Origin of the sequence: Altererythrobacter sp. B11 (assembly GCF_003569745.1) — a bacterium.
Classification (GTDB): domain Bacteria; phylum Pseudomonadota; class Alphaproteobacteria; order Sphingomonadales; family Sphingomonadaceae; genus Croceibacterium_C.
Map to the genome: position 1 here is coordinate 3,441,944 of NZ_AP018498.1, position 25,476 is coordinate 3,467,419.

Here is a 25,476-nt window from a genome sequence, read left to right on the forward strand (position 1 = left end):
AAAGTCAGCATGAACCTTCCGACCCTTCTCGCCCCCACCTACACCCAGATGCTGCAGGCTCTGTCCGCCTGGCTGGCCAAGGCGCAGGCGCAATTACCGGGCGACGAGGGCGAGGCGCTGCTGTCCGCGCGGCTGGCGCCCGACATGTTCCCGCTGGCGACGCAGGTGCGCTTCGCCTGCGTGCAGGCGCAGGAGGGCATGTATCGCCTGCTGGGGCGGGAGTTTCCGGAATCGATCACCACGCTGCTCGACGAAGGGCGCAATGCCGGCGAGGCGCCCGGCTCCATCGCCGATGCGCAGGCCCGGATTGCGGAGACAGTGGCGCTGGTGGAGCAACTGGCGGCGGAATCCTTCGATACCGATGGCACGCGGCCGATCGCGCATGAGCTGCCCATGGGGCTGGTGTTCGACCTGACGGCGGAAACCTATGCACGCGATTGGGCGCTGCCGCAGTTCTATTTTCACCTGATGACCGCCTATGCCATCCTGCGCAGCAGGGGCGTGGAACTGGGCAAGGCGGATTATGTGGCGCATATGTTCGGCTATGCGCGGCCCGGCACGCTCCCCGGCGGCGGGCAATAGGGGGCGTCGCGCCCCGGCGGATCAATCCGCCAGCAGCGCGATCGCGAAGTAGATCAGGATGAAGGTGCCGAAGCCGAACAGCGTGCCGGCAACGAACGCCAGCCGCACGATCAGCGGATCGATATTGAGGTAATTGGCCAGCCCGGAGCAGACGCCGAGGAAGCGGCCGTTCGGCTTGTCGAGGCGCAGCTTGCCCGGCGATCCGCCGCTGCGGCGGTGGTCGGGGGCGCTCATGCGAGCACCCCGACGACCGAGCTGACCTGCGGGCCGGTGGCGAAGCTGGCGACCAGCAGCGCCGCGGTGATGGCGAAGGCGCCGAAGGCGGCCAGCGCGCGGGTGGCGAAATCGGAAGTGGCAGTCATTGTTTCAGTGTCCCTGTTATGCGTGATGTCGGCGGTCGCGTCGCCTCAGGCGATGATGCTGGCGACGGTGTGAACCGGAGCGGTGGCGAAGCTGCTGACGAGCAGCGTGGCGGTGATCGCCAGCGCGCCGAAAGCGGCGACGAGGCGAGAAGCGATTTCATTGCGAGCGTTCATGTTTATTCCCCTTCTTTGGTCCGGGCGGCCTGTCCGCCGGATGTCCCTTTGATTGCATGAGCCGTGCCAGTTTGAAGAAATGGCGGATTTCTGCGATTTCTTCTCCGCCCCCGCCAAAGATGAACCTAGGCTTTCACACAGGTTTGGGAATTTTCACCAATTTTCGGGAAAGCGGTTTTGCGATGGTCTGGCGCAGGCGATTGCCCTAACCCTGCGGCCCTTCATGGCACTCGACCGGATCACGCTGGCTCATTTCCGCAACCATGCGGCGACGCGGCTCGATGGCGCGGCGCATTTCAACCTGCTGGTGGGGGAAAACGGCGCGGGGAAAACCAATGTGCTGGAAGCGCTGTCGCTCTTCGCGCCCGGCCGGGGCATGCGCCGCGCGCCGCTGGCGGAGATGGCCGGCATCGGCGGGCCCGGCGGCTTTGCGGTCAGCGCGCAGCTCGATGCGGGCGACGGGGGAGAGCCGGTGCGGCTCGGCACCGGCACCGCGCCCGATCGGCCGGGGCGGCGGCTGGTGCAGGTGAACGGCGCCGAAGCGAGCGCGGTGAGCCTGGGCGAATGGCTGGCCATCGGCTGGCTGACCCCGGCGATGGACCGCCTGTTCGCCGACAGCGCGGGCGCGCGGCGGCGCTATATGGACCGGCTGGCCGTGGCGCTCGAACCCGGCCATGCGCGCCATGCCCTGCGCTATGAACAGGCGCTGCGCGAACGCAATCGTCTGCTATCGAGCGAGGCGGAGCCCGATCCGCGCTGGCTCGATTCCATAGAGACACAGATGGCCCTTTCCGGCGCCGCGCTGGCGCAGGGGCGGATGCAGCTGCTGAGCCTGCTGGCGGAGGAACTGGCCGCCCTGCCCGATCAGCCCTTCGCCCGGCCTGCCCTCTCCTATCAGCCGGGCGGCCCGGTGGAGGAAGCCGCGCTGGCCGCCGAACTGGCCCGCCAGCGGCAGCGCGACCGCGGTGCCCAGCGCACGCTCACCGGCCCGCATCGGGACGAGATGGAGGTGGTGATGGCCGGCAAGGGCCAGCCCGCCGCCCATTGCTCCACCGGCGAGCAGAAGGCGATGCTGATCGCCATCACCCTCGCCCATGCCACGCTCGCTGCGCGGGGCCGCCCCGGCCTGCTGCTGCTGGACGAGGTGGCCGCCCATCTCGATCCGCTGCGCCGCGCCGCCCTGTTCGAACGGCTGCGCGAAGGGCAGGCGCAGGTCTGGCTGACCGGGACCGAGCGGCCCCCCTTTGCCGAGATTGAAGGCGAAGCGGCGCTGTGGCGCGTCAGCGGCGGCGTGGCCGAGCGGCTTTAGCGGCTCACTCCCCCGCCGGCGGGATCGCCGCCGCCACCTGATCCACCGTGGCGCCCACCAGCGTACTCACCCCTTCGGCCGTGGGATGCACGTGATCCTGCTGGATCAGCCGCGGCTGGTCATAGATCGCGGCGAGGAAGAAGGGCACCAGATCGGCGCCATATTGCTTGGCGAGGGCGGGATAGAGCGCATCGAAATCCCGCTGGTAATCCGCGCCCAGATTGGGCGGCGCGCGCATGCCCATCAGCAGCACGGGGATCTTCCGCCGCTGCAGCTCCGCCAGGATGGCGGCGAGATTCTCGCGCGTCTGTTCGGGCGGCAGGCCGCGCAGCAGATCGTTGCCGCCCAGTTCCACGATGGCGAGATCGGGCGCCGCCGCATCATTTTCCAGCACGAAGGACAGGCGCTGCCGCCCGGCCTGCGTGGTGTCGCCCGAAACGCCGGCATTGGTCACCCGCGCATTGATGCCGCGCGCGCGCAGCGCCGCTTCCAGCCGGGCGGGATAGCTCTCCCCGTCCTGCAGGCCATAGCCGGCGAACAGGCTGTCACCGAAGGCCAGGATGCGGCGTTCCGGCCCCATCACCGGCAGCGGATTGGCCGCTGCCTCCTGCATGGCGCGCGGCTCCGGCAGGGGCGCATCCTCCCCGCCGCTGCCGCAGGCGGACAGCGCCAGCAGCACCGCCACCACCCCGCCCGTGATCGACCAACCGCGCCTATCCATCCACCAGCCTCCTTGCTCGTCCCCCTTCCCTATGCCATCGCCGGGTGGTGGCAAGCGTCGAGACAGCATCCCCCGCGATCGAGGCACAGGCGCTGCGGCTCACGCTGGGGGCCGGCGCGGCCGCCGTGGAGATCCTGCGCGGCGTGGATATCCACGTACCTTCCGGGCAAGTGCTGGCGCTGCTCGGCCCTTCCGGCTCGGGCAAGAGCTCGCTGATGTCCGTGCTGACCGGGCTGGAGCGGGCGAGCGGCGGTTCGTTGACCGTCGCCGGGGCCGATTTCTCCACGCTGGGGGAGGATGAACTGGCCCGTGCGCGGCGGGGGCGCATCGGCATCGTGCTGCAGGCCTTCCATCTCCTGCCCACCATGACGGCACAGGAAAATGTCGCCACGCCGCTGGAACTCGCCGGCCGGGCCGACGCGTGGGAGCGCGCGGCGGAAGAGCTGGCGGCGGTCGGCCTCGGCCATCGGCTCGGCCATTATCCGGCGCAGCTTTCCGGCGGGGAGCAGCAGCGCGTGGCCATCGCCCGTGCCATCGCGCCGCGCCCGCCGCTGCTGTTCGCCGATGAGCCGACGGGCAATCTCGATGCGGCCACCGGCGCGGCCATCGTCGATCTGCTGTTCGCCCGCCGCGCGGAAACCGGATCGACACTGGTCATCATCACGCATGACGAAGGGCTTGCCGCCCGCTGCGACCGGGTGGTGACGCTGCGCGACGGCCAGATCGCCAGCGACGACATGGCCCCGGCCCCGGCGGCATAATCTTGGCCGCCCTTCCCTGGCCCGCCGCCTGGCGCATCGCCCGGCGCGATCTCCACCGGCGCTTTCGCGGGCTGCGGCTGCTGCTCGTCTGCCTGTTCCTGGGCGTGGGCGCGCTGGCCGCGATCGGCACGCTGACGGAGGCGATCCGCGGGGAACTGGCGGCGCAGGGCCGCACGCTGCTGGGCGGCGACATCGAAGTGGAGGTGTGGCAGCGCCCGCTGAACGAGGAGGAAAGCGCCTTCCTCGCCCGCTACGGCACGCTGTCGCAGGGGTTGCGGCTGCAGGCCATGGCGAGCACGCCGGATGCCGCCACGCCGGTGGAGCTGAAGGCGGTGGACGAACGCTGGCCGCTCTATGGCACGCTGACGCTGGAAGGCGGGCACCGCGTGGGCGCCCCCCCGCCGGGCGAGGCGTGGATCGCCCCCGGCGCGGCGGAGCGGCTGGGCATCGGGCCGGGCGACAGCTTTCGCCTGGGCACGCGGCAGGTGCTGGTGGGCGGCATCATCGCCGACGAGCCGGACCGGCTGAGCGAAGGCTTCGCCCTCGGCCAGACCGTGATCGTGCCCTATGGCCTGCCCGCGGAAGCCGGGCTGACCGCCCCCGGCGCGCTCTACCAGACGAAAACACGGCTGCGCTTCTCCGGCTCGCCCGCGCCGGAAGCAGTGGAAGCGGCCATCGAAGCCGCCTTCCCCGACAGCGGCTTCGACATCCGCACGCGCGACCGCGCTTCCCCGGGGGCGGAACGCTTCGTTTCGCGCATGGGCGAATTTCTCACGCTGGTCGGCCTCGCGGCGCTGGTGATCGCCGGCATCGGCATTGGCGGCGGCGTCTCCTCCTATCTCGAGGCGCGACGGGCGAGCATCGCCACGCTCAAGATCCTCGGCGCCACGAGTGCGGATATCGCGCGCATCTATGCGCTGCAGATCGGCGCGGCGGCGCTGGCGGGGGCGCTGGCCGGGCTGGTCGCGGGCGTTCTCGTCACTCCGCTGCTCACCCGCGCATTGGGATCGCTGCTGCCGGTGGAAACGGGGCTGGTGGTCGATCCGCTCTCGCTGCTGCGCGCCGCTGGCTTCGGTCTGCTGGTCGCCTTCGTCTTCGCCGCACCGCCGCTGATCCGTGCGCGCAGCTATCCGGCCATGGCGCTGATGCGCGCGCGGATCGCCCCGCTGGGGGGCGAATGGCGCGCGGCGGCGCTGCCCGTCGCGCTGGGCCTTGCCGCCATCGTGGCGCTGGCGCTCACCGGCTCGGGCGAGATGTTGCTCACCCTCGGCTTTCTCGGCGGCGCGGCCGCATTGCTGGGCCTGCTGGCGCTGATCGGCCGCGCGATCGGCGCGCTTGCCGCGCGTAGCCCGCGCCCGGCGAGCCCCATCGCCCGGCTGGCGCTGGCCAATCTGCACCGGCCGGGCTCCGCCACCACTTCGCTCGTCACCGCGCTCGGCTTCGGGCTTACCGCCTTCGTGCTGCTGGCAGCGGTGCAGACCAGCCTGGACGGCAACATCCGCCGCAGCGTGCCCGCCATCGCGCCCGATTACTTCGTGCTCGACGTTCCCAAGGATCGGGCGGATGCCTTCCGCGCTGTGGTGCAGGGCCATGCGCCCGGCGCGGAGGTGGAAACGGTGCCGGTGCTGCGCGGGGCGATCCTGGCCTATGGGCCCAAGGGCCGGCAGCAGCGCGTGGCCGATCTGGACGAGCTGCCCGAAGGCGCTTGGGCGCTGCGGGGCGAACGCGGGCTGACCTATGCCGAGGCCTTGCCGGAAGGCAATTCGCTCACCGCGGGGCAATGGTGGCCGCCCGGCTATGCGGGCGAGCCGCTGGTTTCCGTGGATGCCGATCTGGCGGATGCGATCGGCCTGAAGGTGGGCGATTATCTCACCATCGGCCTGCTGGGCGTGGAGCGGCAGGCGCGCGTCGCCAGCCTGCGGCGGATCGACTGGGAAAGCCTGGGCTTCAACTATGTGCTGATCTTCTCGCCCAACACGCTGCGCGATGCGCCGCATAATCTGGCCGCCACGATCTCGCTTCCCGCCGGGCCACGACCGGGCGGGCTGCTGCGCACCATGGTGCAGGCCTTCCCCGCCAGTTCGGTGATCGAGGTGGGGCCGCTGCTCACCCAGGCGCGGGAGATCCTCGATCAGGTGGCCTTGGCGATCCTTGCCGCGGCATCGGTGGCTGTGCTGGCCGGCATCGCCGTGCTGCTGGGCGCCATCGCCGCCGCCCGCGCCGCGCGCCTGTATGACACGGTGGTGCTGCGTGTGCTGGGCGCCAGCCGGGCGCAATTGCTGGCGCTGCAAATGGCGGAATTCGGCCTGATCGCCGCCCTGCTGGCGGCGGTCGCGCTGGCGCTCGGCACCGGCCTCGGCTGGCTGGTGATCGTGGAGCTGTTCGATTTCGACTGGCTGCCCGACTGGCCCCGCATCCTCGCGGTGCTGGGCGGCGGCATCGCCCTCGTGCTAACCTTCGCCCTCGCCGCCTCGCTCCCCCTCCTGCGCGAAAAGCCGGCACAGGCCCTGCGGCAGCTTTAGAGGGCAGAAGGAAGCGATCTGTCGCTTTCCTACCGCCTTCGACCAGCGTTGAAAGAGCGCGCAGAGTGCGGATGAAAACCTTCGAGAAAACAGGAAGATATTTCTGCGATGAACCCTGTTCCAGCGTGTTCCAGCCGGGCGCGGCACCGCGCGGCAGTGGCAGGAGGCGCACAGTTCGCTTTTCCTTCGGTCGATCGGCGTCGCAGCCTCTCGCCATCCCCCGATGCTTCGCCTAAGGGAGCGCCGATGGACACCGCCGATCTCCGCGTGGCCCTGTTCAGTGGCAACTACAACTACGTCCGCGATGGAGCGAACCAGGCGCTGAACCGGCTGGTCGATTACCTCCTGCGCCGGGGCGCGGCCGTGCGCGTCTATTCCCCCACGGTGGAGCCGCCGGCGTTCGAGCCGACGGGCGATCTGGTCAGCCTGCCCAGCCTGCCGTTTCCGGGCCGAGGCGAATATCGCATGCCACTGGGCCTGCCGGAAAAGACAAAGCGCGACCTCGCGCGATTCGCGCCCAATGTGATGCATGTCGCCTCGCCCGATCTGTCCGGCCATCGCGCGGTCAGCTGGGCGCGGGCGCAAGGGCTGCCGATCCTCGCCTCGGTCCACACGCGGTTCGAAACCTATCCGCGCTATTACAATCTGGCCTTCCTGGAGCCGGTGGCGGAGGCCATCCTCAAACGATTCTACAACCGCTGCGATGCGCTTGTAGCCCCGTCGCAAAGCATGGTCGAAGTGCTGCGCGAACAGGGCATGGGCTCCGACATCTCGCTGTGGGAACGCGGAGTGGACCGTACGATCTTCGATCCCTACCGCCGAGACGACGGCTGGCGGCAGGCGCATGGCATCGCGCCGGGGGAGATCGCGGTCGGCTTCCTCGGCCGGCTGGTGATGGAAAAGGGGCTGGACGTGTTCGCCGCGACCATCGCCGAACTGCGCCAGCGCGGCATGCCCCACAAGGTGCTGGTGGTGGGCGAAGGCCCCGCGCGCGAATGGTTTGCGGAGCGGCTGCCCGGCGCCGCCTTCGCGGGCTTCCAGGGCGGCCGCGATCTGGGCCGCGCGGTGGCGAGCATGGACCTGCTGCTCAACCCCTCGATCACCGAAACCTTCGGCAATGTCACGCTGGAAGCGATGGCCTGCGGCCTGCCCGTGGTCGCCGCCCGCGCCACCGGCAGCACCAGCCTGGTGGTGGATGGCGAGACGGGAACGCTGGTAACGCCGGGCGACGCATCCGGCTTTGCCGATGCCGTGGCGGCCTATGTCACCGATCCGGCGCTGCGTGCGGCCCATGGCGCGGCCGGCGAAATGCGCAGCCGCGCCTATGCCTGGGACACGATCAACGACGCCGTGGCGCAGGCCTATCTGCGGCTGATCGCCGCGCGCGGCCGGGGCTGACGGGGTCGGGACCGGGCGGGCTGCCGCTGCCCTCGGCGGGCGTACCGGATTGCGCCGGCACCACATGGCGCCGGCGCAGCATCTCCAGTCGGGTCAAAGCCGCTCGATCCGCTTGGCGGCATCGTCGATGATGTCCACCAGCTGCTCGATCTGGTCCTTGTCGAGATCGCCCTGCCGCACCCGCAGCTTCAGCGAACCGGCAAGATTGGCCATGGCGCGGAACAGTTCCGGCGCGCGGCCCTTGCCGCCCCGTTCGCCCACACGGGCGAGCCGCGCGATCAGCGCCTCCACCTCCTCGGCCTTGTCCGCCAGTTCGGCGCGGCCGGCCTCGGTGGCGGAGAACAGCTTGCGCCCGCCGTCGCCGGTGTTCTCGCTTTCGGCGATCAGCCCTTCGTCAGCCAGCAGCGACAGCGTGGGATAGACGACGCCGGGGCTCGGCGCATATTCGCCGCCGGTCAGTTCCTCCACCGCCTTGATCAGCTCATAGCCGTGGCGGGGTTCATCGGCGACCAGCTTGAGCAGCACCAGCCGCAGTTCGCCGCCGGCGAACATGCGCCCGCGCCGATGGCGGCCGCCGCCCCAGTCACCCCAATCGCCGAAATCGCCCCAGCCGCCGGTACCACCCCGGCCCCAGCCGCGACCGGCCGCCATCATCATCGCCGCCATCGGCCCGGCACCAAATCGGCCGCCGCCGCGGCCGCAATCGTGGCCACCATGGCCACCTCTGTGCATACGCATATCGAATCTCCTCGATGTGTTTCGATGCCTCTAAGATATATCTTATTACTAACGATGCAAGAGGACTCGATGCGAAGCCCCGCAGCGCCTATCTGAGCAGGCGCATGGCCGACCTTTTCGCCGACGATCTTCCCCCCGCCCCGCGTGGAGACGAGCCCCCAGCCGATGCGCCGCTGGCCGACCGCCTGCGCCCGCGCTCGCTGGAGGAGGTGATCGGGCAGGAGCATCTGACCGGCCCGGAAGGCGCCATCGGCCGGATGGTTGCCGCCGGGCGCCTGTCCAGCATGGTGCTGTGGGGGCCGCCGGGCACGGGCAAGACGAGCATCGCACGCCTGCTCGCGGATGCGGTGGGCATGCGCTATGTCGCGGTAAGCGCGGTGTTTTCCGGCGTCGCCGATCTCAAGAAGGCCTTCGCCGAGGCGGAAACAGCGCGCAAGGCGGGCCAGCGCACGCTGCTGTTCGTGGATGAGATCCACCGCTTCAACCGCGCGCAGCAGGATGGCTTCCTGCCCTTCGTGGAACGCGGCACGGTGACGCTGGTGGGCGCCACGACAGAGAACCCCAGCTTCGAACTCAACGCCGCCCTGCTCTCCCGCGCGCAGGTGCTGATCCTGCACCGGCTGGATGCGGCCGCGCTGGGCAAGCTGCTGGACCGGGCGGAGGCGCTGGAAGGCCCGCTGCCGCTCACCCCCGCCGCGCGCGAGGCGCTGATCGCCAGCGCCGATGGCGACGGGCGCTTCCTGCTCAATCAGGCGGAAACGCTCTATGCCGCCGGCATCGTGGAACCGCTCGGCCCGGCGGAGCTGGGCCAGTTCCTGCAGCGCCGCGTCGCCGTGTATGACAAGGATCGCGAGGGGCATTACAACCTCATCTCCGCGCTGCACAAAAGCCTGCGCGGATCGGACCCGCAGGCCTCGCTCTATTATCTCGCCCGTATGCTGGTGGCGGGGGAGGAGCCGCTCTACGTGCTGCGCCGGATCACCCGCTTCGCCAGCGAGGATATCGGCCTGGCCGATCCGCAGGCGCTGACTCAGTGCATCGCGGCGAAGGAGGCCTATCAGTTCCTCGGCAGCCCGGAAGGCGAGCTGGCGATCGTGCAGGCCTGCCTCTATTGCGCCACCGCGCCCAAATCCAACGCCGCCTACAAGGCGCAGAAGGCGGCGTGGAAGAGCGCGCGCGAAACCGGCAGCCTGATGCCGCCGCAGAACATCCTCAACGCCCCCACCAAGCTGATGAAGGACATCGGCTATGGCACCGGCTACGCTTATGACCACGATGCGGAGGAAGGCTTCAGCGGCGCCGATTACTGGCCCGAGGAGATGGAGCCGCAGACCTATTACGCACCGGTGGAGCGCGGCTTCGAACGGCAGGTGAAGGAACGCATCACCTATTGGAACAGGCTGCGCGCCGAACGGAATGGATAGGCGCTTTCGCCATTTCCTGGCGATCGACTGGTCCGGCGCACAGGGGCCGCGGCAGAAAGGCATCGCGCTGGCACTCGCCGAGCGGGGCGGCGGCACGCCGCGGCTGCTCCCGGCCGAAGGGGGCTGGTCGCGCGAAGGCGTGCTGCATTATCTGCGGGATGGCTTACCCGCCGATACGCTGGTGGGGCTCGATCTGGGCATGTCGTTGCCCTTCGCGGATTGCGGCGCCTTCTTCCCCGGCTGGAGCGAGAGCCCGGCCGACGCCCACGGCCTGTGGGCGCTGGTGGAGCGCATCTCCGAAGACGATCCGCATCTCTCGGTGCAGAGCTTCGTCGACCATCCGCAGGCGAGCCGCTTCTTCCGCCGCCACGGAGGGCGCGAAGGCGCGCAGTTCCGCTGCGACGGCGCGGCGCATGGCCGCGGCCGCTTCCGCGTGACGGAGGAAATGCAGGCGCGGCAGGGCTGCAAGCCCTATAGCAATTTCAACCTGATCGGCGCGGCGCAGGTGGGCAAGAGCAGCCTCACCGGCATGCGCGTGCTCCATGCGCTGAAGGGCACGCTGCCCGTGTGGCCGGTCGATCCGCTGCCGCCCGCAGGCTCCGTGGTGGTGGAAATCTACACCACCATCGCCGCCATGGCCGCAAAACGGCGCGCGTCCAGCAGCAAGATTCGCGATCACGCGGCACTGGCGGAGGCGCTGGCCGCTCTCGGCAGCCCCGCGGCCCCCGGCAGCGGCCCGATCGACGATCACAGCGCCGATGCGCTGATCACCGCCGCCTGGCTGCGCGCCAGCGCCGCCCGGCCGGAACTGTGGCGCCCCGCCGCCATGACCGACCACATCGCGCAAACGGAGGGCTGGACCTTCGGCGTCGCTTGACGCAAAGCGCGATTCGGCGTGCCGGCTTAGCTCAGTTGGTAGAGCACCTGATTTGTAATCAGGGGGCCACGGGTTCGAATCCTGTAGCCGGCACCATTTTTGCTGCGCTACCGCGCTTCCCGCTACTTGAGCGCGCGGCTGCCTGGTTCGAACTCCGTTCGCTACGACGCCCCACCCAGCGCCGGTTGCCTGCCGGCCCGAACGGGGCCATGGATGAGGCGTGCTGTCGCAGAAGACCCGCTACGCCATACGCGCCATGCAGCATCTCGCCGATCATTACGGCAAGGGGCCCGTGCAGCTTGCCGAGATCTCCGAAAAGCAGAACATCCCGGCCAATTTCCTCACCGTGATCCTTTCGGAACTCAGCCGCATGGGCATCGTCGCCTCGCAGCGGGGCAAGGATGGCGGATACTGGCTGGCCTTGCCACCGGTGGACATCACCTATGGCGATCTGATCCGGGTGATGCGCGGATCGCTGGCGCTGGTGCCCTGCGCCAGCCGCTTCGCGCATGAGAAATGCAAGAACTGCGTAGCGGAGGGCGAGTGCCGCACCCGCGCGCTGATGCTGCAGGTGCGCGACCGGACGGCCGAACTGCTTGACGCGATCCGCCTGTCCGATCCGATCCAGCCCCTCCCCGCCTTCTCCGAAGAAGATTTCGAGGATCGCTAATCCCGCTTCGGCGCGGGCAAGATTTGCTTCGTCGCAAATGCGCGGCCCGCCGCCGCAAGCCTATTGTCAACAAAATCGGTAGAGAATATGCGGGCAGAGGCCGAATGGTTCGGCCGATCACGGAGACGCATATGCGCCATACCGATGTGACCCCTTCCCCCGCCTCGCCCGAGGCAGGCCTTCCCGAACCGCTGCGCGCCGTGGCCGAAGCGCTGGAGCGCCTGCGCTATGGCGTGATCCAGCTCACCGTTCATGACGGCCGCCCGGTGCAGGTGGACGTGACCGAACGCCACCGTTTCGGGAGCTGAGCCGCCCGCACCTTCACCCCACCATACGGAAAGCAGACCGGACCGCCGGATGCATATCCTGCTTCAGAAAGCGCGATCATGCATTCACGATCTGTCGGGCCATGGCTGGCCCTTTCCACGCTGTTGTTTCCCGCCGCCCCTGCCTTCGCTCAAGCGGCGGAGCCCCCGCCACCGGCTCCCCCGGCAGATGGCGCCGCATCACCTGCCGATCCCGGGGGCGGGCCGGCGATTATCGTGACGGCTCGCCGGCGGGCGGAGAATCTGGCGGACGTGCCGCTCGCCATCTCGATCGTCCAGGGCGAGACGATCGACGCCACCGGCAGCTTCAATGTCGGCCGGCTGCAGCAATTGCAGCCCTCGCTCACCTTCTATTCCTCCAACCCGCGCAACACGGCGGTGAACATCCGCGGCATCGGCGCGCCCTTCGGCCTCACCAATGACGGCATCGAGCAGGGCGTGGGCATCTATATCGACGATGTCTATTATGCCCGCGTCGCGGCATCGACCTTCGACTTCCTCGATGTGGAGCGGATCGAGGTGCTGCGCGGGCCGCAGGGCACGCTCTATGGCAAGAACACCACCGCCGGCGCGCTCAACATCACCTCCCGCCAGCCAACCTTCGATTTCGAAGGCAGCGCGCAGCTTTCCACCGGCAATCTCGGCTATGTGCAGGGGAAGGCGGCGCTGTCGGGCCCGCTGAGCGACACCGTGGCGGCGCGGCTGGTGGCCTCCGCCACGCGCCGTTCGGGCACGCTGCTGAATGTCACCACCGGCAGCAAGGTGAACGAGATCGACAATTTCGGCACCCGCGGCCAGATCCTGTGGCAGCCGGGGGATCGCTTCTCGCTCACCCTGGCGGCGGATTACAACCGGCAGGACCCCGAATGCTGCGGGCAGGTGTTCGTGCGCGTGGCGCCGACGGAGCGCGCGGCCAATCGCCAGTTCGAATCGCTGGCGGCCCACTTCGGCTACGAGCCGGCCAGCCGCCAGCCCTTCGACCGGCTGGTGGATCATGACACCGAATTGCGCGCACGGCAGAGCTTCGGCGGTGTGTCTGCGCGGGCCCGGCTCGATCTGGGCGACGGCATGCTGACCAGCGTCACCGCCTGGCGCGCGTGGGACTGGAACCCTTCCAACGACCGCGACTACACCGCCCTGCCGATCACCACGATTTCGGCCAATCCCTCCAGCCAACGGCAGTGGACGCAGGAATTGCGCTACAACAGCGGCGGCGGGCATGATCTCGATTATGTAATCGGGCTGTTCCTGTTCCGGCAGACGATCCGCTCCACCGGCTTGCAGGCGCAGGGCAGCGCGGCGAGCTACTGGCTGCTCGGCCCCACCGCCGGCAGCGATCCCGCCCTGCTCGACGGGCTGCAGCAGACCACCGATATCGACTATCGCAACGACAGCGCGGCCCTGTTCGGGCGCCTGACCTGGCAGCTGGCCAGCGACTTCAGCATCGAACCCGGCCTGCGGCTCAACTACGATCGCAAGCGTGCGGATTATGCAGCCGTGGCCAGTGGCGGGCTGGAGACGAGCGACCCGGCGCTGATCGCCCGCAAGGCCGGCGTGCTGCAAAGCCAGAGCTATCAGACGCGGCTCAGCGACTGGAACCTCTCGGGCGATGTCACCGCATCGTGGAAGCCCTCCGCCGACTGGCTCGTCTATGCGACCTATGCCCGGTCCTTCAAATCGGGCGGGGTGAACCTTTCGGGCATTCCCAACCGCGCCGACGGCACCCCGGCGAGCGAGCTGGCGGCGGTGAAGCCGGAAAAGGTCAATCATTTCGAAATCGGGGTGAAGGGTACGCTGGCCGGCGGGGCGGGCAACTGGTCGCTCGCCGCCTATCGCACCGATATTCGCGATTATCAGGCCACCGTGGTGAATGGCGCCGTCGGCGTGCTGCGCGGCTATCTCGCCAATGCGGCCAAGGTACGCACGCAGGGGGTGGAGGCGGAGCTGGCGTTGCGCCCCGTCCGCGGCCTGACGCTGAGCGGATCGCTGGCCTTTACCGACGCCACCTATGTCTCCTTCGCCGATGCCCCGCCCCCGCTCGAACAATCGGGCGGCGCCACCATGGTGGTGGATATTTCGGGCGAGCGGCTGCCCGGCGTGTCCCGCTGGGCGGCCAGCTACAGCGCCGAATACGCCCACCCCGCCGACCTGCTGGGCACCGCGGGCGAGGCCTTTGCGGCAATGGACGGCAGCAGCCGCAGCCGCTGGTCGTCCAGCCCGACACCCTCCGACTACATGTGGGTGGACGGCTTCACCCTCATCAACCTGCGCGCCGGCTATCGCGCGGATGCAGGGTGGGAGGCCTTCGGCTGGGTGCGCAACGCCTTCGATACCGAAACCTTCGATTTCCTCACCGCCCAATCGGGCAGCACCGGGCTGATCGTCGGCCAGCCGGCCGATCCGCGCAGCTACGGGATCACGCTCTCCGCGCATTTCTGATCCAGCCCCTCGCAACAGGGAGGACCACCTCATGTTCGATTTCACCGCGCTTACGCTTCACGACATCGCCCCCTTTATCGCCGTCGGCTTCGCCGCCCAGGTCATCGACGGCGCGCTCGGCATGGCCTTCGGGGTCATTTCACAAACGCTGCTGGTCAGCGTGCTCGGCGTGCCGCCCGCAGCCGCCTCGGCCAGCGTGCATATGGTGGAAATCTTCACCACCGGCGCATCGGGCGCGAGCCACATCTGGCACCGCAATATCGACTGGGGCCTGTTCCGCCGCCTTGCCCCCTTCGGCATCATCGGCGGCGTGCTGGGGGCCTATCTGCTCTCCAATGTGGATGCTTCGGTCGCCCGCCCCTTCGTGATGCTCTATCTCGCCGGGATCGGCTTCTACCTGCTGTTCCGCGCCATTCGGATGGCCAAGCCGCATTTCGAGGATCCGAAGATGACGCGCCCGCTGGCGCTGGCCGGCGGCTTCCTCGATGCGGCCGGCGGCGGTGGCTGGGGGCCGGTGGTGACCTCCAACCTGCTGGTGCAGGGCAGCGATCCGCGCAAGACGATCGGCACGGTGAATGCGGCGGAGTTCCTGCTGACGATCTCCATCTCCATCGCCTTCATCGTCAGCTTCGGGCTGGCTGCGTTCAGCATCGCCACGGTCGGGCTGATCATCGGCGGCGTGGCGGCGGCGCCCTTCGGTGCGATCGTGGCCAAGCGGCTGCGGCCCCGGCTGCTGCTGTTCTCCGTGGCGCTGGTGCTGATCGCCACCAGCCTGTTCAGCGTGCTGCGCGCCTGGGCCGTGATCTAGCGCCCTGCCCTCCCCGCGGCGGTCCCGCGGAGCGGACGGACGCCGGCGCGGAACATCCGGGCCGGTGGAGCATTTCCGCCCCACAGACCTTTCAACCCGGAGAAAACGTGATGGCTCGGAAAATTCTCATTGCTGGCGCGACCTTCGCCTTTGCCCTGTCGGTGGCTGCCTGCAACACCGTGTCGGGCGCCGGCGAGGATCTTCAGTCCGCGTCCAGCACCGTCGAAGACGAAATCTGAGCGAGCCCCGTCGGCCTGCCGGTTCAGACCGGCAGGCCGACGTAGTTTTCAGCAATGCTCGTGCGAGCGGCCCGGCTCGAGGCGATATAGTCGAGCTCGGCCACCTGCATCGCCCGTTCGAACGGGCCATCATCCGGGAAGCGATGCATCAGCTTGGTCAGCGACCAGCTGAACCTCTCCGATTTCCACACCCGCGCCAGCGCCTTGTCGGAATAGCCGGCAATCGCCTCGCCCCCCTTCCCCTTGAAGAAGCCGATCAGCGCCTCGGCGGCGTAATGCACGTCACTGGCGGCAAGGTTCAGCCCCTTGGCGCCGGTGGGCGGCACGATATGCGCCGAATCGCCGCATAGCAGCAGGCTGCCGTGCCGCATGGGCGCGAAAACGAAGCTGCGCAGCGGGGCAATGGATTTCTCGATCGAAGGGCCGCGCGTGATATGCGCCGCAGCTTCGGGGCCGAGGCGGATCGCCAGCTCGTCCCACACCCGCTCGTCCGGCCAGTCCTCCAGCTTCTCCGTCAGCGGCACGTCCACGTAATAGCGGCTGCGCGTGGCGCTGCGCATGGAAGCGAGGGCGAAGCCGCGCTCGTGATTGGCGTAGATCAGCTCGTGGTTGCAGGGCGGCACATCGGCCAGAATGCCCAGCCAACCGAAGGGATATTCGCGTTCATACTCCATGCCCACGCCGGCGGGGATCGCGCGGCGGCTGGGGCCGTGGAACCCGTCGCAACCGGCAATGAAGCGCGCGTCGATCCGCCGCTGCGCGCCGTCCTTGGTGAAGGTGACGTAAGGCGCATCGCCTTCCACATCGTGCAGGGCGACATCGGCGGCTTCATAGATCACCTCCAGCCCCCGCTCCTCCCGCGCATCCATCAGGTCGCGCGTCAGCTCCGTCTGGCCATAGACCACCACATGCTGGCCGGTGAGATCGGCAATATCGATGCGGATCAGCCGCTCGCCATCCGCCAGGTTGAAGCCATCATGCGGCAGCCCTTCGGCCTTCAGCCGGCCGTCGAGCCCCAGCCGCTCCATCAGCGAGACAGTGATCTGCTCCAGCACGCCCGCGCGGATGCGGCCCAGCACATAGTCCGGCGTCTGCCGTTCCAGCACCACGCATTCCACGCCTTCCGCCCGCAGCAGATGGCCCAGCAGCAAGCCGGCCGGCCCGGCCCCGATAATGCAAACCTGCGTCTTTTCCGTCATCATTCATCCCCTCCCGCGATACGACGCCACGCCCTGGTCCGGCAGCCACAGCCCCTCGGGCGGCGCGCCGCTCTGCCAGAATACGTCGATTGGAATGCCGCCGCGCGGATACCAATATCCGCCGATGCGCAGCCAGCGCGGCGCCATTTCCGCAAACAGGCGCTGGCCAATGCCCACCGTCACATCCTCGTGAAAGGCGCCGTGATTGCGGAAGGATGCCAGGAACAGCTTGAGGCTCTTCGATTCCACGATCGTGGCGTCAGGCGCATAGTCGATCACCAGATGGGCGAAATCGGGCTGGCCGGTGACGGGGCATAGGGAGGTGAATTCGGGCGCAGCAAACCGCACGCAATACAGCACGCCGGGCCGCGGATTGGGGACATAATCGAGCGCGGCGTCTTCAGGGCTGGCGGGCAGCGCACTCTGCTGCCCCAGCACGCGCGGCGCGCCGGTATAGGGGTGGTCGGTCATGGCTGCGCCATGCCGCGATCGCCCGCCTTGCACAAGGGACCGCATGAACCGGCGCGATTCAGTCACGGTTCAGCGCCCGGCGCCAAGCCGCTGGCGATCATGCGCGCGCTCCCTCTCGTCGCCCTTTCCGCCCTGCTGGCCCCCGCCCCCGTGCTGGCCGCGCCGCCGCTCAACGACTTTCGCCTGCCGGAACAAAGCACTCCCACGCCGCAGCCGCAGGGTCCGGTGGCCGACGATATTCCCGCGCCCGCGGCGGACACACCGCAGTCCGCGACCACACCGACGCCAACCCCAACGCCTGCCCCCTTGCTGCAAGTGCCGGTGATTCCCCTGCCGCGCGCGACGCCAACCCCGGCGCCGCAGCGGGCACCGGCCCCCGCTGCGTCTCCATCGCCCCGCTCCACCTCTGAACCGGCGGCAGCGCCACCCCTAGCTCCTACGGCCAGCGACGGCCCGGTGACCGAAGCGCCCTCCGTCCCCGCGATCACTCCGGCCCCCGGCGCTGATTCCCCCGAGCCGCCCGGGCAGGGAAGCTCGTGGGCATGGGTGGCCGCGCTACTGGTGGTGGCGCTTGCCGGGCTGGGCCTATGGTTCTGGCGGCGGCGACGCGACGCCTTGCCCACACCCACAGCCATCGAGCGCCCGCGCCCCACGACCACGCCGCCCGCCCCCGAGGCTCCGCGCCCCGCACCGGCTGCGCCGCGCCCGGGGCCCCCGCCCCCTTCCCGCGAGCCGGAGATCGCCCTCGCGATCGAGCCGCTGCGCATCAGCCTTTCGCTGATGAATGCCACCCTGTCCTGCTCGGTGCTGGTGGAGAACCGCTCGCCCCGCCCGCTGGAACGGCTCGAGATGGAGGCGGACCTGATCGCCGCCCACGCCTCGCTGGGGCGCGAAGCGCAGCTGTCCGGGCCTGCACCCGGCGCGGCGCGCATCCTCTCGCTCGCCCGGCTGGAGCCGGGGCAGAGCCACCGCTTCACTGCGGAGCTACGCCTGCCGCTGGCGCAGGTCACGCCAATCCGGCGGAGCGGCGCGGCGCTGTTCGTGCCGCTGGCGCGGCTGGCGCTGCGGGCCGAAGGCGCGGGCATGCAGCGCACCTTCCTGCTGGGCCTGCCGCCTTCGCGCGAGGGCGCGGGCCTGCTGCCGATCCGGCTGGATCACGGCCCGCGCGTCTATGCCCCGCTCGCGCACCGTGCCTTCGCGTGATCGCTCCATTTACGCGGGGCAGCGCAGGGGCTACCGCTGCAGCCCATGGAAGAGCTTGTTTCGACCGAATGGCTCGCCGGGCAGATCGGCGCGCCTGACCTCGCCATCCTGGATGCCTCCGCGCATCTTCCCGATGCCGGACGCGATCCGGCGGCCGAATTTGCGGCCGCGCATATCCCCGGCGCCCGCTATCTCGATCTCGCCACGCTGAAGGACGGGAACAGCCCCGTTCCGGCCGCCCTCCCCACCGCGGCACAACTGGCGGAGCGGATGGCGGCACTGGGCGTGCGGCACGATCAGCGGATCGTGATCTATGACGATAGCGAGGTGAAGACCTCCGCCCGCGCGTGGTTCATCCTGCGGATGCACGGCGCCCGCAATGTGGCGATCCTAGATGGCGGGCTGGGCAAATGGCGCGCGGAAGGCCGACCGCTGGAAGCCGGGATGCCCTCCACCGCACCGGTGCCCTTCGCCCCCGCCGCCGGACCGGGCGCGGTCCGCTCCAAAGCGGATATCCTCGCCAATCTTGCCAGCGCGCAGGAACAGGTGGTGGATGCGCGCGGCGCCCTGCGCTTCCGCGGCGAGGCGCCCGATTTCCGCCCGGGCGTGGCTGAAGGCCATATTCCCGGATCGCGCAACCTGCCCTTCGGCGGCGTGCTGAACGAAGATGGCACCTTCAAGGATGCTGCGGGCATCCGCGCCGCCTTCGCCCAGGCGGGCGTCGATCTCGACCAGCCGGTCGTCACCACCTGCGGCAGCGGGGTAACGGCGGCGGTGCTGCTGTTCGCGCTGCATCTGATCGGCAAGGACGACACCGCGCTGTATGACGGTAGCTGGAGCGAATGGGGCGCCGATCCGGATACCCCCAAGGCGACCGGAGAGGCCGTTTGAGCGCAGGAGCGAAGCGCGAGGCCGGAGAGCGCGGGCCTGCGACGCGCGCGGTGGAAGCCGGGCGGCGCGAGGAATGGACCTGGCCGGTGGTGAACCCGCCGGTATGGCGTGGCTCCACCCATCTCTATCGTGACAGCGCAGAGCTGGCCAAGGGCCGGCCGAACGAGGATGGCCAGTTCTATTACGGCCGCCGCGGATCACCCACGCAATGGGCGCTGAGCGAGGCGCTGACCGAACTGGAGCCGGGCGCGCATGGCACGCTGCTCTATCCCAGCGGCGTGGCGGCGATCGCCGGCGCGCTGCTGGGCGTGCTACAGGCGGGCGATGTGCTGCTGATGACGGACAACGCCTATGAGCCGAGCCGGGCCATGGCGGACAGGCTGCTGGCGCCGATGGGCATTTCCACGCGCTATTTCGATCCGCTGGATGTCGATGGCTTCGCCGCGCAATTCTGCGACCGCACGCGCGCCGTACTGTTGGAGGCGCCGGGCAGCCTGACCATGGAATTGTGCGACGTGCCCGCGCTGGCCGCGGTCGCGCATGGGCGCGAGGCGCTGGTGCTGATCGACAACACCTGGGCCGGCCCGCTGGGTTTCCCCGCCTTCCGCCGCGGCTGCGACATTTCCATCATGGCGCTCACCAAGCATGTGGGCGGCCATTCCGATCTGATGATGGGCTCGGTCTCCGCCGCCGATCCCGCGCTGTATGACCAACTGCGCGTGAAGGCGCAGCTGCTGGGGCAGGTCGTCTCGCCAGACGATGCCGCGCTGGCGCTGCGGGGGCTGCGCACCATGCCGCTACGCCTCGCCCGCTCGGCCCAAAGCGCGCTGGCGGTGGCGCAATGGCTGCGCGGCCGGGACGAGGTCGCCCATGTGCTGTGCCCCATGCTGCCCGGCGCGCCGGGGCATGATCTGTGGGCGCGCGATTTCAGCGGCGGCTGCGGCCTGTTCAGCTTTGTCCTGCGCGGCCGCAGCCCGGCCGACCGGGCACGGCTGATCGATGCGCTGGAGCTGTTCGGCATCGGCTACAGCTGGGGTGGGTTCGAAAGCCTCGCCATTCCCTTCGAACCGAACCGCGCCCGCAGCGCCACCTCCTGGCCACCGCCGGGCTGGGATGCGGCGGACCGGTTGGGAATAAGGCTGGCGATCGGGCTGGAAGACCCGGAGGATCTGGTCCACGATCTGGCCCGGGGATTTGCCGCGATGGAGCGCGAATGACTGCTGCGATGACGGCGCCGACGGATAGCGCGACGGACACGGTCGGCGCCGCCCCCTTTCCCCAGGCCTCTCCCACCGCGGGGGCCGATACCGTGCCGCCGCCCGAGGCGATCCCCGGTTACCCCGCGGCCACCCCCACGGCCGATGCGGACCCCGTCGCCGGGGCCGATGCGCTGAAGGAGGCGGTCAGCCAGCACAGCATCACCGTGGGCAATGTGGTCGATCAGCTGGACGCGCTGGGCTTCACCGTGGGCGATACCCGGATTTCGGTGTGGAGCGTGCTGGTCGTCATCCTCGTCATCATGGCGGTGTTCGTGCTGGCGCGGCTCGGCAGCAAGATGGCGCATTCGCTGTTCAAGCGCGTCACGCGGCTCGATCCGGCGCAGCAATTGCTGGGCGAAAAGCTGCTCTCCATCGTCATCTGGGCGCTGGCGATCTTCATCGGCATCGACATATTGGGGATCAACCTCACCGCCCTAACCGTCTTTTCCGGCGCCTTCGGCCTCGCCATCGGCTTCGGCCTGCAGAAGACCTTCGGCAATCTGATCGCCGGCATCATCCTGCTGATGGACCGTTCGATCAAGCCGGGGGACGTGATCGCCATCGCCGACCAGGCGGGCAATTCTACCTTCGGCGAAATCCGCAAGATCGGCATCCGCGCCGTTTCCATCACCACGCGGGACCAGCGCGAATATCTGATCCCGAACGAGAACCTGATGGTCAATCAGGTGGAGAACTGGTCCTACTCCAGCCGCCAGGTGCGGATGCAGATCCCGGTCGGCGTGTCCTACAATTGCGATATCAAGAAAGCGGAAGAACTGATGCTGGAGGCGGCGCGCGCCAGCAAGCGCGTGCTGAACAGCCCCCCGCCCACCTGCTGGCTCGATTCCTTCGGCGACAGCTCGGTCAATTTCATCATCCACTGCTGGATCACCGACCCGGAACAGGGCGTGGGCAATGTCCGCTCCGAAGTGCTGAAGAAGCTGTGGGATCTGTTCCACGAAAACGGCATCGAAATCCCCTTCCCGCAGCGCGATCTCAACCTGCGCGACAATGCGGAATTCCGCAAACTGGTTGAAGCAATTGCACAGCGCATGCAGGCCCCCGGCAGCGAGGGTGCAAATCCCGAAAAATCACCCCCGGCGCAGGGCGGCTAAAGCAAACCTAACCGCGGCCATACCCATTCTCGCTGGAATGCCGCGCCTGCGAAGCGCATCTCGCCGCCATGGAAAACATCGGCACAGTCTATCTCGTCGGCGCCGGGCCGGGTGATCCCGATCTGCTGACGCTGCGCGCCGCGCGGCTGATCGGCCGCGCCCGCATCGTGGTGCATGATGGGCTGGTGGACCCGGCCGTCTTCGCACTCGCCCGGCCCGATGCGCGGATGATCTCCGTGGCGAAGAGCCGTTCCAAGCACACGCTTCCGCAGAATGAAATCAATGCCTTGCTGGTGCGCGAAGCGCTGGCGGGGCGGGATGTGGTGCGGCTGAAGGGCGGCGATCCGTTCATCTTCGGCCGCGGCGGGGAAGAGGCGGAAGCATGCCGCGCCGCCGGCGTCCCGGTGGAAGTCGTGCCCGGCATCAGCGCCGCGCATGGCGCCGCCGCCGCCGCGCAGATCCCCCTCACCCACCGCGATCACGCCAGCGTCGTCAGCTTCGTAGCGGGCCAGTGCAAGGGCCTGGCGGAGCAGGACTGGGCCGGGCTCGCCGGCAAGGGCCGCACGCTGGTGATCTATATGGGTGTGAAGACGGCCCCGCAAATCGCTGAAAAACTCATGGCAGATGGGCTGGCGCCGGATATGCCGCTGGCCGTCATCGAAAATGCCGCCCGCCCGCAGATGCGCGTGTTGCGCGGTGTGCTGGCGGGCCTGCCCGATCTGGTGGAAAGCGCCCGGGTGCGCAGCCCGGCATTGATAGTCATCGGCGATGTGACGCGGGAAAGCGACCCCGCCCTGCTTCACATCGCGCAGGAGGTTTCTTCGTGAAGATATTGACGGGCAACGATTTGAAGACTGGCGCAGTAACCTGGTGGGACGGCAGCGGCTGGTCCATCCATGTCGACGATGCGGCGGATGTGGGCGAAGAAGGCGCCAGCATCGCCGCGCGCGAGGAAGCCGCCCGGCACGTCAATTCCCCCTATGTGATCGAGGCTGAGGCCGACCCCGCCGGCGGTATCCGCCCGGCGCATATCAAGGATCGCATCCGCGCGCTCGGTCCCACCGTGCGCCCTGACCTTACTCTCAAGCCGGCCGATCCCGAGGCCGGGAACTGGGTGATCTGATGTATCGCTATGACCAATACGACCAGGCGATGGTCGATGCGCGCGTCGCGGAATTCCGCGACCAGACAAGCCGCCGCCTGGAAGGCAAGCTGACGGAGGACCAGTTCAAGCCGCTGCGGCTGCAGAATGGGCTCTATCTCCAGCTGCACGCCTATATGCTGCGCGTCGCCGTGCCTTACGGCACGCTCAGCAGCGCGCAGATGCACGCGCTGGCGGACATCGCCGATCGTTACGATCGCGGCTACGGCCATTTCACCACGCGGCAGAACATCCAGTACAACTGGATCAAGCTGGAAGACGCGCCCGACATCCTGGCGGACCTCGCCAAGGTGGAGATGCATGCGATCCAGACCAGCGGCAATTGCATCCGCAACATCAGTTCGGATCACTATGCCGGCGCCGCGGCGGACGAGGTGATCGACCCGCGCCCCTATGCCGAGCTGCTGCGCCAGTGGTCGAGCTTCCACCCGGAATTCCTGGCCCTGCCGCGCAAGTTCAAGATTGCCGTGATCGCCAGCGAGACCGACCGCGCGGCCATGCGCCTGCACGATATCGGCATCCGCATCGTCAAGAACGATGCCGGCGAAATCGGCGCTGCCTTCTATGTGGGCGGCGGCATGGGCCGCACGCCGATGATCGCACCGCTGATCCGCGAATTCGTGCCGCTGGATCAGCTGATTACCTATTCGGAGGCCTGCCTCCGGGTCTACAATCGCTACGGCCGGCGCGACAACAAGTACAAGGCGCGCATCAAGATCCTGGTGCACGAACTGGGGGCGGATGAATACGCCCGGCAGGTGGAAGAGGAATTCGCCCACCTGCAGACCCAGAACATCGAGCCGCCGCTGGCCGAGTTGGAGCGGATCGGCACCTATTTCGCCGATCCGGCGTTCGATGCGGACGCGCCCGACGCGCTCGACCTGTCCGATCCCGCCTTCGCGCTGTGGGTGGAGAACAACACCCATGCGCACAAGCAGCCCGGCTATGTCTCGGCCACGATCAGCCTGAAGCCCGCCGGCGGCATCCCGGGCGACGCTTCGGCCGGGCAGATGCATGTGATGGCGGAGCTGATGAAGGACTACAGCTTCGACGAATGCCGGGTGACGCATGCGCAGAACATCGTGCTGGCGCATGTGCGCAAGGCCGATCTGTTCACCCTGTGGCAGAAGCTGGAGGAAGCGGGCCTGGGCGCGGCCAATCTCGACACGATCGAGGATATCATCGCCTGCCCGGGTCTGGATTATTGCAGCTTGGCCAATGCCCGCTCGATCCCGGTGGCGCAGAAGATCTCCCGCCGCTTTGCCGACACGGGCAAATCCGCCGCGCTGGGCGAGCTGAAGCTGAAGATTTCCGGCTGCATCAACGCCTGCGGCCATCACCACGCGGGCCATATCGGCATTCTCGGCGTGGACCGGAAGGGCACGGAAAACTACCAGCTGCTGCTCGGCGGCAGCGAAGCGGCGGATACGTCGCTGGGCAAGATCACCGGCCCCGGTTTCGACGAGGACGGCATCGTGCGCGCGGTGGAAACCGCGGCGGACGTCTATCTGCGCGAGAAGCAGGATGGGGAGCGTTTCCTCGACACCTATCGCCGCATCGGCATGGAGCCGTTCAAGGAGGCGCTATATGGCTGACATTTCCGAACCCCGCACGGACGAGGTGCAGTTCCGCTTCCGGCAGGACGAAACCGTCGATCACCCGGCGGTGACGGTGGACGCCTTCGTCGAACAATCGAATGCCGCCGCCGTGCGGATCGAGCCGGGCGACGATGCGCGCGACCTGCTGCCGCACCTTTCGCGCATCTGGCTGGTGGAAGTGAACTTTCCCGCCTTCACCGACGGCCGCGGCTATTCGGCGGCGCGCATCCTGCGCGAAGCCGGGTACGATGGCGAATTACGCGCCGTGGGCGATGTGCTGATCGACCAGCTCAGCCACATGCGGCGCTGCGGCTTTGACAGCTTCGCCCCGCAAGTGCCGCTGAACGATGCGGATGCGCAGGCCGCCTTCGAGCGCTGGCCCGAGGTTTATCAGCCTGCGGCCGACGATCGCAGGCCGATCTGGGCCAAGCGGCATGGCGAGGCGCACAATGGCTAGTCGCGCCATAGACAGGATAGACGCCGGCCCTCGCTTCACCCAGGCGGATGCCGATGCGCTGAACGCCCGCTTCGCCGGCGTGGACGCCGCAACCATGCTGGCCGAGCTGCTGGCGGAAAACACGCTGGGGCGGGTGGCCGTGGTGTCGAGCTTCGGCACGGAAAGCGCGGTGCTGCTGCATCTGGTGGCGCAGGCCGATCCCGCCACACCGGTGATCTTCGTGGACACGCTGAAGATGTTCCAGGAGACGCTGGATTATCGCGAAACGCTGACGCAGCGGCTGGGCCTCACCAACTCCTCCACCGTCACGCCCGATCCGGCCGTGCTGGCGGCCAAGGATGAGAACGGGCTGCGCTGGTCGTGGGATCCGGACGGTTGCTGCGCGATCCGCAAGGTAGAGCCGCTGAAGCGCGCGAAGGAAGGGCTCGACACCTGGATTTCGGGGCGCAAGGCGTTCCAGTCCGTCACCCGCGAGAACCTGCCGCGCTTCGAAGTGGAGGCCGGCCGTCTCAAGATCAATCCGCTGGGCGATTGGATCAAGGCCGATCTCGACGCCTATTTCGAAGCGCATGATCTGCCGCGCCATCCGCTGGAGGCCAAGGGCTATCTCTCCGTCGGCTGCGAACCCTGCACCTCAACCGTAAAGCCGGGCGAGGATCCGCGCGCCGGCCGCTGGCGGGGATGGGACAAGACCGAATGCGGCATTCACGGCCAGCCAGGTGCGGCACCAGAAGAAGATCTGCCGCCGGGTTACGAACCCGCATTCTGAAT

The 25,476-nt window shown here is 68.5% G+C and carries 28 protein-coding genes and 1 tRNA gene; 22 read left to right on the forward strand and 7 right to left on the reverse strand.

Translation table 11 applies throughout. From position 1 onward, the window contains the following. Positions 1-9: 9 nt before the first annotated feature. Complete coding sequence (locus AEB_RS16140) at positions 10-582, forward strand: DUF1993 domain-containing protein (protein ID WP_119084048.1); 573 nt, start codon at positions 10-12, stop codon at positions 580-582. 21 nt (positions 583-603) lie between these two features. Here the strand turns inward: AEB_RS16140 and AEB_RS16145 are convergent, their stop codons facing one another. Genes AEB_RS16145 through AEB_RS18555 form a run of 3 tightly spaced genes read right to left on the reverse strand, consistent with a single transcriptional unit; the run spans position 604 to position 1,118 of the window. Further along, positions 604-816, reverse strand: coding sequence for a PspC domain-containing protein (locus AEB_RS16145; protein WP_119084049.1), 213 nt, complete (start codon positions 814-816; stop codon positions 604-606). Next, on the reverse strand, positions 813-944 hold the full coding sequence (locus tag AEB_RS18550) for a hypothetical protein (RefSeq protein WP_269461548.1): 132 nt from the start codon (positions 942-944) through the stop codon (positions 813-815). The genes AEB_RS16145 and AEB_RS18550 overlap by 4 nt, the downstream gene beginning before the upstream one ends. Positions 945-989: 45 nt before the next feature. Then, positions 990-1,118, reverse strand: a complete 129-nt coding sequence (locus tag AEB_RS18555; protein WP_269461549.1) for a hypothetical protein — start codon at positions 1,116-1,118, stop codon at positions 990-992. 223 nt (positions 1,119-1,341) lie between these two features. Between AEB_RS18555 and recF the strand changes: the two genes are divergently transcribed. Beyond that, positions 1,342-2,427, forward strand: coding sequence for a DNA replication/repair protein RecF (gene recF, locus AEB_RS16150; RefSeq protein WP_119084050.1), 1,086 nt, complete (start codon positions 1,342-1,344; stop codon positions 2,425-2,427). Between the two features lie 4 nt (positions 2,428-2,431). Here the strand turns inward: recF and AEB_RS16155 are convergent, their stop codons facing one another. Beyond that, entirely contained in the window at positions 2,432-3,148 is a 717-nt protein-coding gene (locus AEB_RS16155; RefSeq protein ID WP_119084051.1) for an arylesterase, read from the reverse strand. A gap of 47 nt (positions 3,149-3,195) precedes the next feature. Between AEB_RS16155 and AEB_RS16160 the strand changes: the two genes are divergently transcribed. The 3 genes from AEB_RS16160 to AEB_RS16170 all read left to right on the forward strand — a co-directional run bounded on the left by AEB_RS16160 (position 3,196) and on the right by AEB_RS16170 (position 7,829). Continuing rightward, positions 3,196-3,909 (forward strand): ABC transporter ATP-binding protein, encoded by a 714-nt coding sequence (locus AEB_RS16160; protein ID WP_442858040.1) that lies wholly within the window; start codon positions 3,196-3,198, stop codon positions 3,907-3,909. After that, positions 3,909-6,431 (forward strand): ABC transporter permease, encoded by a 2,523-nt coding sequence (locus tag AEB_RS16165; protein ID WP_119084053.1) that lies wholly within the window; start codon positions 3,909-3,911, stop codon positions 6,429-6,431. The genes AEB_RS16160 and AEB_RS16165 overlap by 1 nt, the downstream gene beginning before the upstream one ends. A gap of 246 nt (positions 6,432-6,677) precedes the next feature. Next, complete coding sequence (locus AEB_RS16170) at positions 6,678-7,829, forward strand: glycosyltransferase family 4 protein (RefSeq protein WP_119084054.1); 1,152 nt, start codon at positions 6,678-6,680, stop codon at positions 7,827-7,829. A gap of 93 nt (positions 7,830-7,922) precedes the next feature. Here the strand turns inward: AEB_RS16170 and AEB_RS16175 are convergent, their stop codons facing one another. After that, positions 7,923-8,567, reverse strand: a complete 645-nt coding sequence (locus AEB_RS16175) for a PadR family transcriptional regulator (RefSeq protein WP_231958788.1) — start codon at positions 8,565-8,567, stop codon at positions 7,923-7,925. A gap of 104 nt (positions 8,568-8,671) precedes the next feature. Here AEB_RS16175 and AEB_RS16180 point away from each other — a divergent pair, with 104 nt between their 5' ends. The 8 genes from AEB_RS16180 to AEB_RS18275 all read left to right on the forward strand — a co-directional run bounded on the left by AEB_RS16180 (position 8,672) and on the right by AEB_RS18275 (position 15,350). Continuing rightward, positions 8,672-9,991, forward strand: coding sequence for a replication-associated recombination protein A (locus tag AEB_RS16180; protein WP_119084056.1), 1,320 nt, complete (start codon positions 8,672-8,674; stop codon positions 9,989-9,991). Further along, positions 9,984-10,868: a hypothetical protein gene (locus AEB_RS16185; protein WP_119084057.1), complete on the forward strand. Its 885-nt coding sequence runs from the start codon at positions 9,984-9,986 to the stop codon at positions 10,866-10,868. The genes AEB_RS16180 and AEB_RS16185 overlap by 8 nt, the downstream gene beginning before the upstream one ends. Positions 10,869-10,888: 20 nt before the next feature. Beyond that, positions 10,889-10,964: transfer RNA gene (locus AEB_RS16190), tRNA-Thr, on the forward strand. 124 nt (positions 10,965-11,088) lie between these two features. Continuing rightward, positions 11,089-11,538 carry an RrF2 family transcriptional regulator gene (locus AEB_RS16195; protein WP_119084058.1) on the forward strand — a complete coding sequence of 150 codons (450 nt, stop codon included), beginning with the start codon at positions 11,089-11,091 and terminating at the stop codon, positions 11,536-11,538. A gap of 131 nt (positions 11,539-11,669) precedes the next feature. Then, positions 11,670-11,846, forward strand: a complete 177-nt coding sequence (locus tag AEB_RS16200; RefSeq protein ID WP_119084706.1) for a YezD family protein — start codon at positions 11,670-11,672, stop codon at positions 11,844-11,846. A 78-nt stretch (positions 11,847-11,924) separates the two neighbouring features. Then, positions 11,925-14,303 carry a TonB-dependent receptor gene (locus tag AEB_RS16205; protein ID WP_119084059.1) on the forward strand — a complete coding sequence of 793 codons (2,379 nt, stop codon included), beginning with the start codon at positions 11,925-11,927 and terminating at the stop codon, positions 14,301-14,303. A gap of 31 nt (positions 14,304-14,334) precedes the next feature. Next, entirely contained in the window at positions 14,335-15,111 is a 777-nt protein-coding gene (locus AEB_RS16210) for a sulfite exporter TauE/SafE family protein (protein ID WP_119084060.1), read from the forward strand. A gap of 110 nt (positions 15,112-15,221) precedes the next feature. Then, entirely contained in the window at positions 15,222-15,350 is a 129-nt protein-coding gene (locus AEB_RS18275; protein ID WP_119084061.1) for an entericidin A/B family lipoprotein, read from the forward strand. 23 nt (positions 15,351-15,373) lie between these two features. On the opposite strand, the gene pobA is transcribed toward AEB_RS18275, so the two are convergent. Together pobA and queF are read right to left on the reverse strand one after the other, a co-directional pair. After that, positions 15,374-16,549, reverse strand: a complete 1,176-nt coding sequence (gene pobA / locus AEB_RS16220; protein ID WP_119084707.1) for a 4-hydroxybenzoate 3-monooxygenase — start codon at positions 16,547-16,549, stop codon at positions 15,374-15,376. A 3-nt stretch (positions 16,550-16,552) separates the two neighbouring features. Next, positions 16,553-17,020: a preQ(1) synthase gene (gene queF / locus AEB_RS16225; protein ID WP_119084062.1), complete on the reverse strand. Its 468-nt coding sequence runs from the start codon at positions 17,018-17,020 to the stop codon at positions 16,553-16,555. A 99-nt stretch (positions 17,021-17,119) separates the two neighbouring features. Between queF and AEB_RS16230 the strand changes: the two genes are divergently transcribed. The 9 genes from AEB_RS16230 (at position 17,120) to AEB_RS16270 (ending at position 25,474) form a co-directional block, all read left to right on the forward strand. Beyond that, complete coding sequence (locus AEB_RS16230; RefSeq protein ID WP_145985324.1) at positions 17,120-18,223, forward strand: hypothetical protein; 1,104 nt, start codon at positions 17,120-17,122, stop codon at positions 18,221-18,223. Positions 18,224-18,268: 45 nt separating this feature from the next. Beyond that, positions 18,269-19,114, forward strand: coding sequence for a 3-mercaptopyruvate sulfurtransferase (sseA, locus tag AEB_RS16235; RefSeq protein WP_119084064.1), 846 nt, complete (start codon positions 18,269-18,271; stop codon positions 19,112-19,114). Further along, positions 19,066-20,331, forward strand: a complete 1,266-nt coding sequence (gene metC / locus AEB_RS16240; protein ID WP_119084065.1) for a cystathionine beta-lyase — start codon at positions 19,066-19,068, stop codon at positions 20,329-20,331. Before sseA ends, metC begins: the two co-directional genes overlap by 49 nt. Continuing rightward, a complete protein-coding gene (locus tag AEB_RS16245) occupies positions 20,328-21,488 on the forward strand; it encodes a mechanosensitive ion channel family protein (RefSeq protein WP_119084066.1) in 1,161 nt (386 codons plus the stop codon). Before metC ends, AEB_RS16245 begins: the two co-directional genes overlap by 4 nt. A 68-nt stretch (positions 21,489-21,556) precedes the next feature. Next, entirely contained in the window at positions 21,557-22,315 is a 759-nt protein-coding gene (gene cobA, locus AEB_RS16250) for a uroporphyrinogen-III C-methyltransferase (RefSeq protein ID WP_119084067.1), read from the forward strand. After that, the gene (locus AEB_RS16255) at positions 22,312-22,611 is read left to right on the forward strand and encodes a DUF2849 domain-containing protein (protein WP_119084068.1); all 300 of its coding nucleotides are present in this window, start codon (positions 22,312-22,314) and stop codon (positions 22,609-22,611) included. Before cobA ends, AEB_RS16255 begins: the two co-directional genes overlap by 4 nt. Then, positions 22,611-24,245: a nitrite/sulfite reductase gene (locus AEB_RS16260; RefSeq protein WP_119084069.1), complete on the forward strand. Its 1,635-nt coding sequence runs from the start codon at positions 22,611-22,613 to the stop codon at positions 24,243-24,245. The genes AEB_RS16255 and AEB_RS16260 overlap by 1 nt, the downstream gene beginning before the upstream one ends. After that, positions 24,238-24,705 carry a DUF934 domain-containing protein gene (locus AEB_RS16265; RefSeq protein ID WP_119084070.1) on the forward strand — a complete coding sequence of 156 codons (468 nt, stop codon included), beginning with the start codon at positions 24,238-24,240 and terminating at the stop codon, positions 24,703-24,705. The genes AEB_RS16260 and AEB_RS16265 overlap by 8 nt, the downstream gene beginning before the upstream one ends. Next, positions 24,698-25,474 carry a phosphoadenylyl-sulfate reductase gene (locus AEB_RS16270; RefSeq protein WP_119084071.1) on the forward strand — a complete coding sequence of 259 codons (777 nt, stop codon included), beginning with the start codon at positions 24,698-24,700 and terminating at the stop codon, positions 25,472-25,474. Before AEB_RS16265 ends, AEB_RS16270 begins: the two co-directional genes overlap by 8 nt. The last annotated feature ends 2 nt before the right edge of the window (positions 25,475-25,476 follow it).

What these genes read in the sequence shown, in the direction of transcription:
- AEB_RS16270 (WP_119084071.1), top strand. Translation starts at nt 24,698, where the DNA reads ATGGCTAGTCGCGCCATAGACAGGATAGACGCCGGCCCTCGCTTCACC.
- AEB_RS16145 (WP_119084049.1), bottom strand. Translation starts at nt 816, where the DNA reads ATGAGCGCCCCCGACCACCGCCGCAGCGGCGGATCGCCGGGCAAGCTG.
- AEB_RS18555 (WP_269461549.1), bottom strand. Translation starts at nt 1,118, where the DNA reads ATGAACGCTCGCAATGAAATCGCTTCTCGCCTCGTCGCCGCTTTCGGC.
- AEB_RS18275 (WP_119084061.1), top strand. Translation starts at nt 15,222, where the DNA reads ATGGCTCGGAAAATTCTCATTGCTGGCGCGACCTTCGCCTTTGCCCTG.
- AEB_RS16200 (WP_119084706.1), top strand. Translation starts at nt 11,670, where the DNA reads ATGCGCCATACCGATGTGACCCCTTCCCCCGCCTCGCCCGAGGCAGGC.
- AEB_RS16245 (WP_119084066.1), top strand. Translation starts at nt 20,328, where the DNA reads ATGACTGCTGCGATGACGGCGCCGACGGATAGCGCGACGGACACGGTC.
- AEB_RS16265 (WP_119084070.1), top strand. Translation starts at nt 24,238, where the DNA reads ATGGCTGACATTTCCGAACCCCGCACGGACGAGGTGCAGTTCCGCTTC.
- AEB_RS18550 (WP_269461548.1), bottom strand. Translation starts at nt 944, where the DNA reads ATGACTGCCACTTCCGATTTCGCCACCCGCGCGCTGGCCGCCTTCGGC.
- AEB_RS16230 (WP_145985324.1), top strand. Translation starts at nt 17,120, where the DNA reads ATGCGCGCGCTCCCTCTCGTCGCCCTTTCCGCCCTGCTGGCCCCCGCC.
- cobA (WP_119084067.1), top strand. Translation starts at nt 21,557, where the DNA reads ATGGAAAACATCGGCACAGTCTATCTCGTCGGCGCCGGGCCGGGTGAT.
- queF (WP_119084062.1), bottom strand. Translation starts at nt 17,020, where the DNA reads ATGACCGACCACCCCTATACCGGCGCGCCGCGCGTGCTGGGGCAGCAG.
- recF (WP_119084050.1), top strand. Translation starts at nt 1,342, where the DNA reads ATGGCACTCGACCGGATCACGCTGGCTCATTTCCGCAACCATGCGGCG.
- metC (WP_119084065.1), top strand. Translation starts at nt 19,066, where the DNA reads ATGGGGCGCCGATCCGGATACCCCCAAGGCGACCGGAGAGGCCGTTTG.
- sseA (WP_119084064.1), top strand. Translation starts at nt 18,269, where the DNA reads ATGGAAGAGCTTGTTTCGACCGAATGGCTCGCCGGGCAGATCGGCGCG.
- AEB_RS16175 (WP_231958788.1), bottom strand. Translation starts at nt 8,567, where the DNA reads ATGCGTATGCACAGAGGTGGCCATGGTGGCCACGATTGCGGCCGCGGC.
- pobA (WP_119084707.1), bottom strand. Translation starts at nt 16,549, where the DNA reads ATGACGGAAAAGACGCAGGTTTGCATTATCGGGGCCGGGCCGGCCGGC.
- AEB_RS16155 (WP_119084051.1), bottom strand. Translation starts at nt 3,148, where the DNA reads ATGGATAGGCGCGGTTGGTCGATCACGGGCGGGGTGGTGGCGGTGCTG.
- AEB_RS16185 (WP_119084057.1), top strand. Translation starts at nt 9,984, where the DNA reads ATGGATAGGCGCTTTCGCCATTTCCTGGCGATCGACTGGTCCGGCGCA.
- AEB_RS16210 (WP_119084060.1), top strand. Translation starts at nt 14,335, where the DNA reads ATGTTCGATTTCACCGCGCTTACGCTTCACGACATCGCCCCCTTTATC.
- AEB_RS16260 (WP_119084069.1), top strand. Translation starts at nt 22,611, where the DNA reads ATGTATCGCTATGACCAATACGACCAGGCGATGGTCGATGCGCGCGTC.
- AEB_RS16180 (WP_119084056.1), top strand. Translation starts at nt 8,672, where the DNA reads ATGGCCGACCTTTTCGCCGACGATCTTCCCCCCGCCCCGCGTGGAGAC.
- AEB_RS16140 (WP_119084048.1), top strand. Translation starts at nt 10, where the DNA reads ATGAACCTTCCGACCCTTCTCGCCCCCACCTACACCCAGATGCTGCAG.
- AEB_RS16205 (WP_119084059.1), top strand. Translation starts at nt 11,925, where the DNA reads ATGCATTCACGATCTGTCGGGCCATGGCTGGCCCTTTCCACGCTGTTG.
- AEB_RS16170 (WP_119084054.1), top strand. Translation starts at nt 6,678, where the DNA reads ATGGACACCGCCGATCTCCGCGTGGCCCTGTTCAGTGGCAACTACAAC.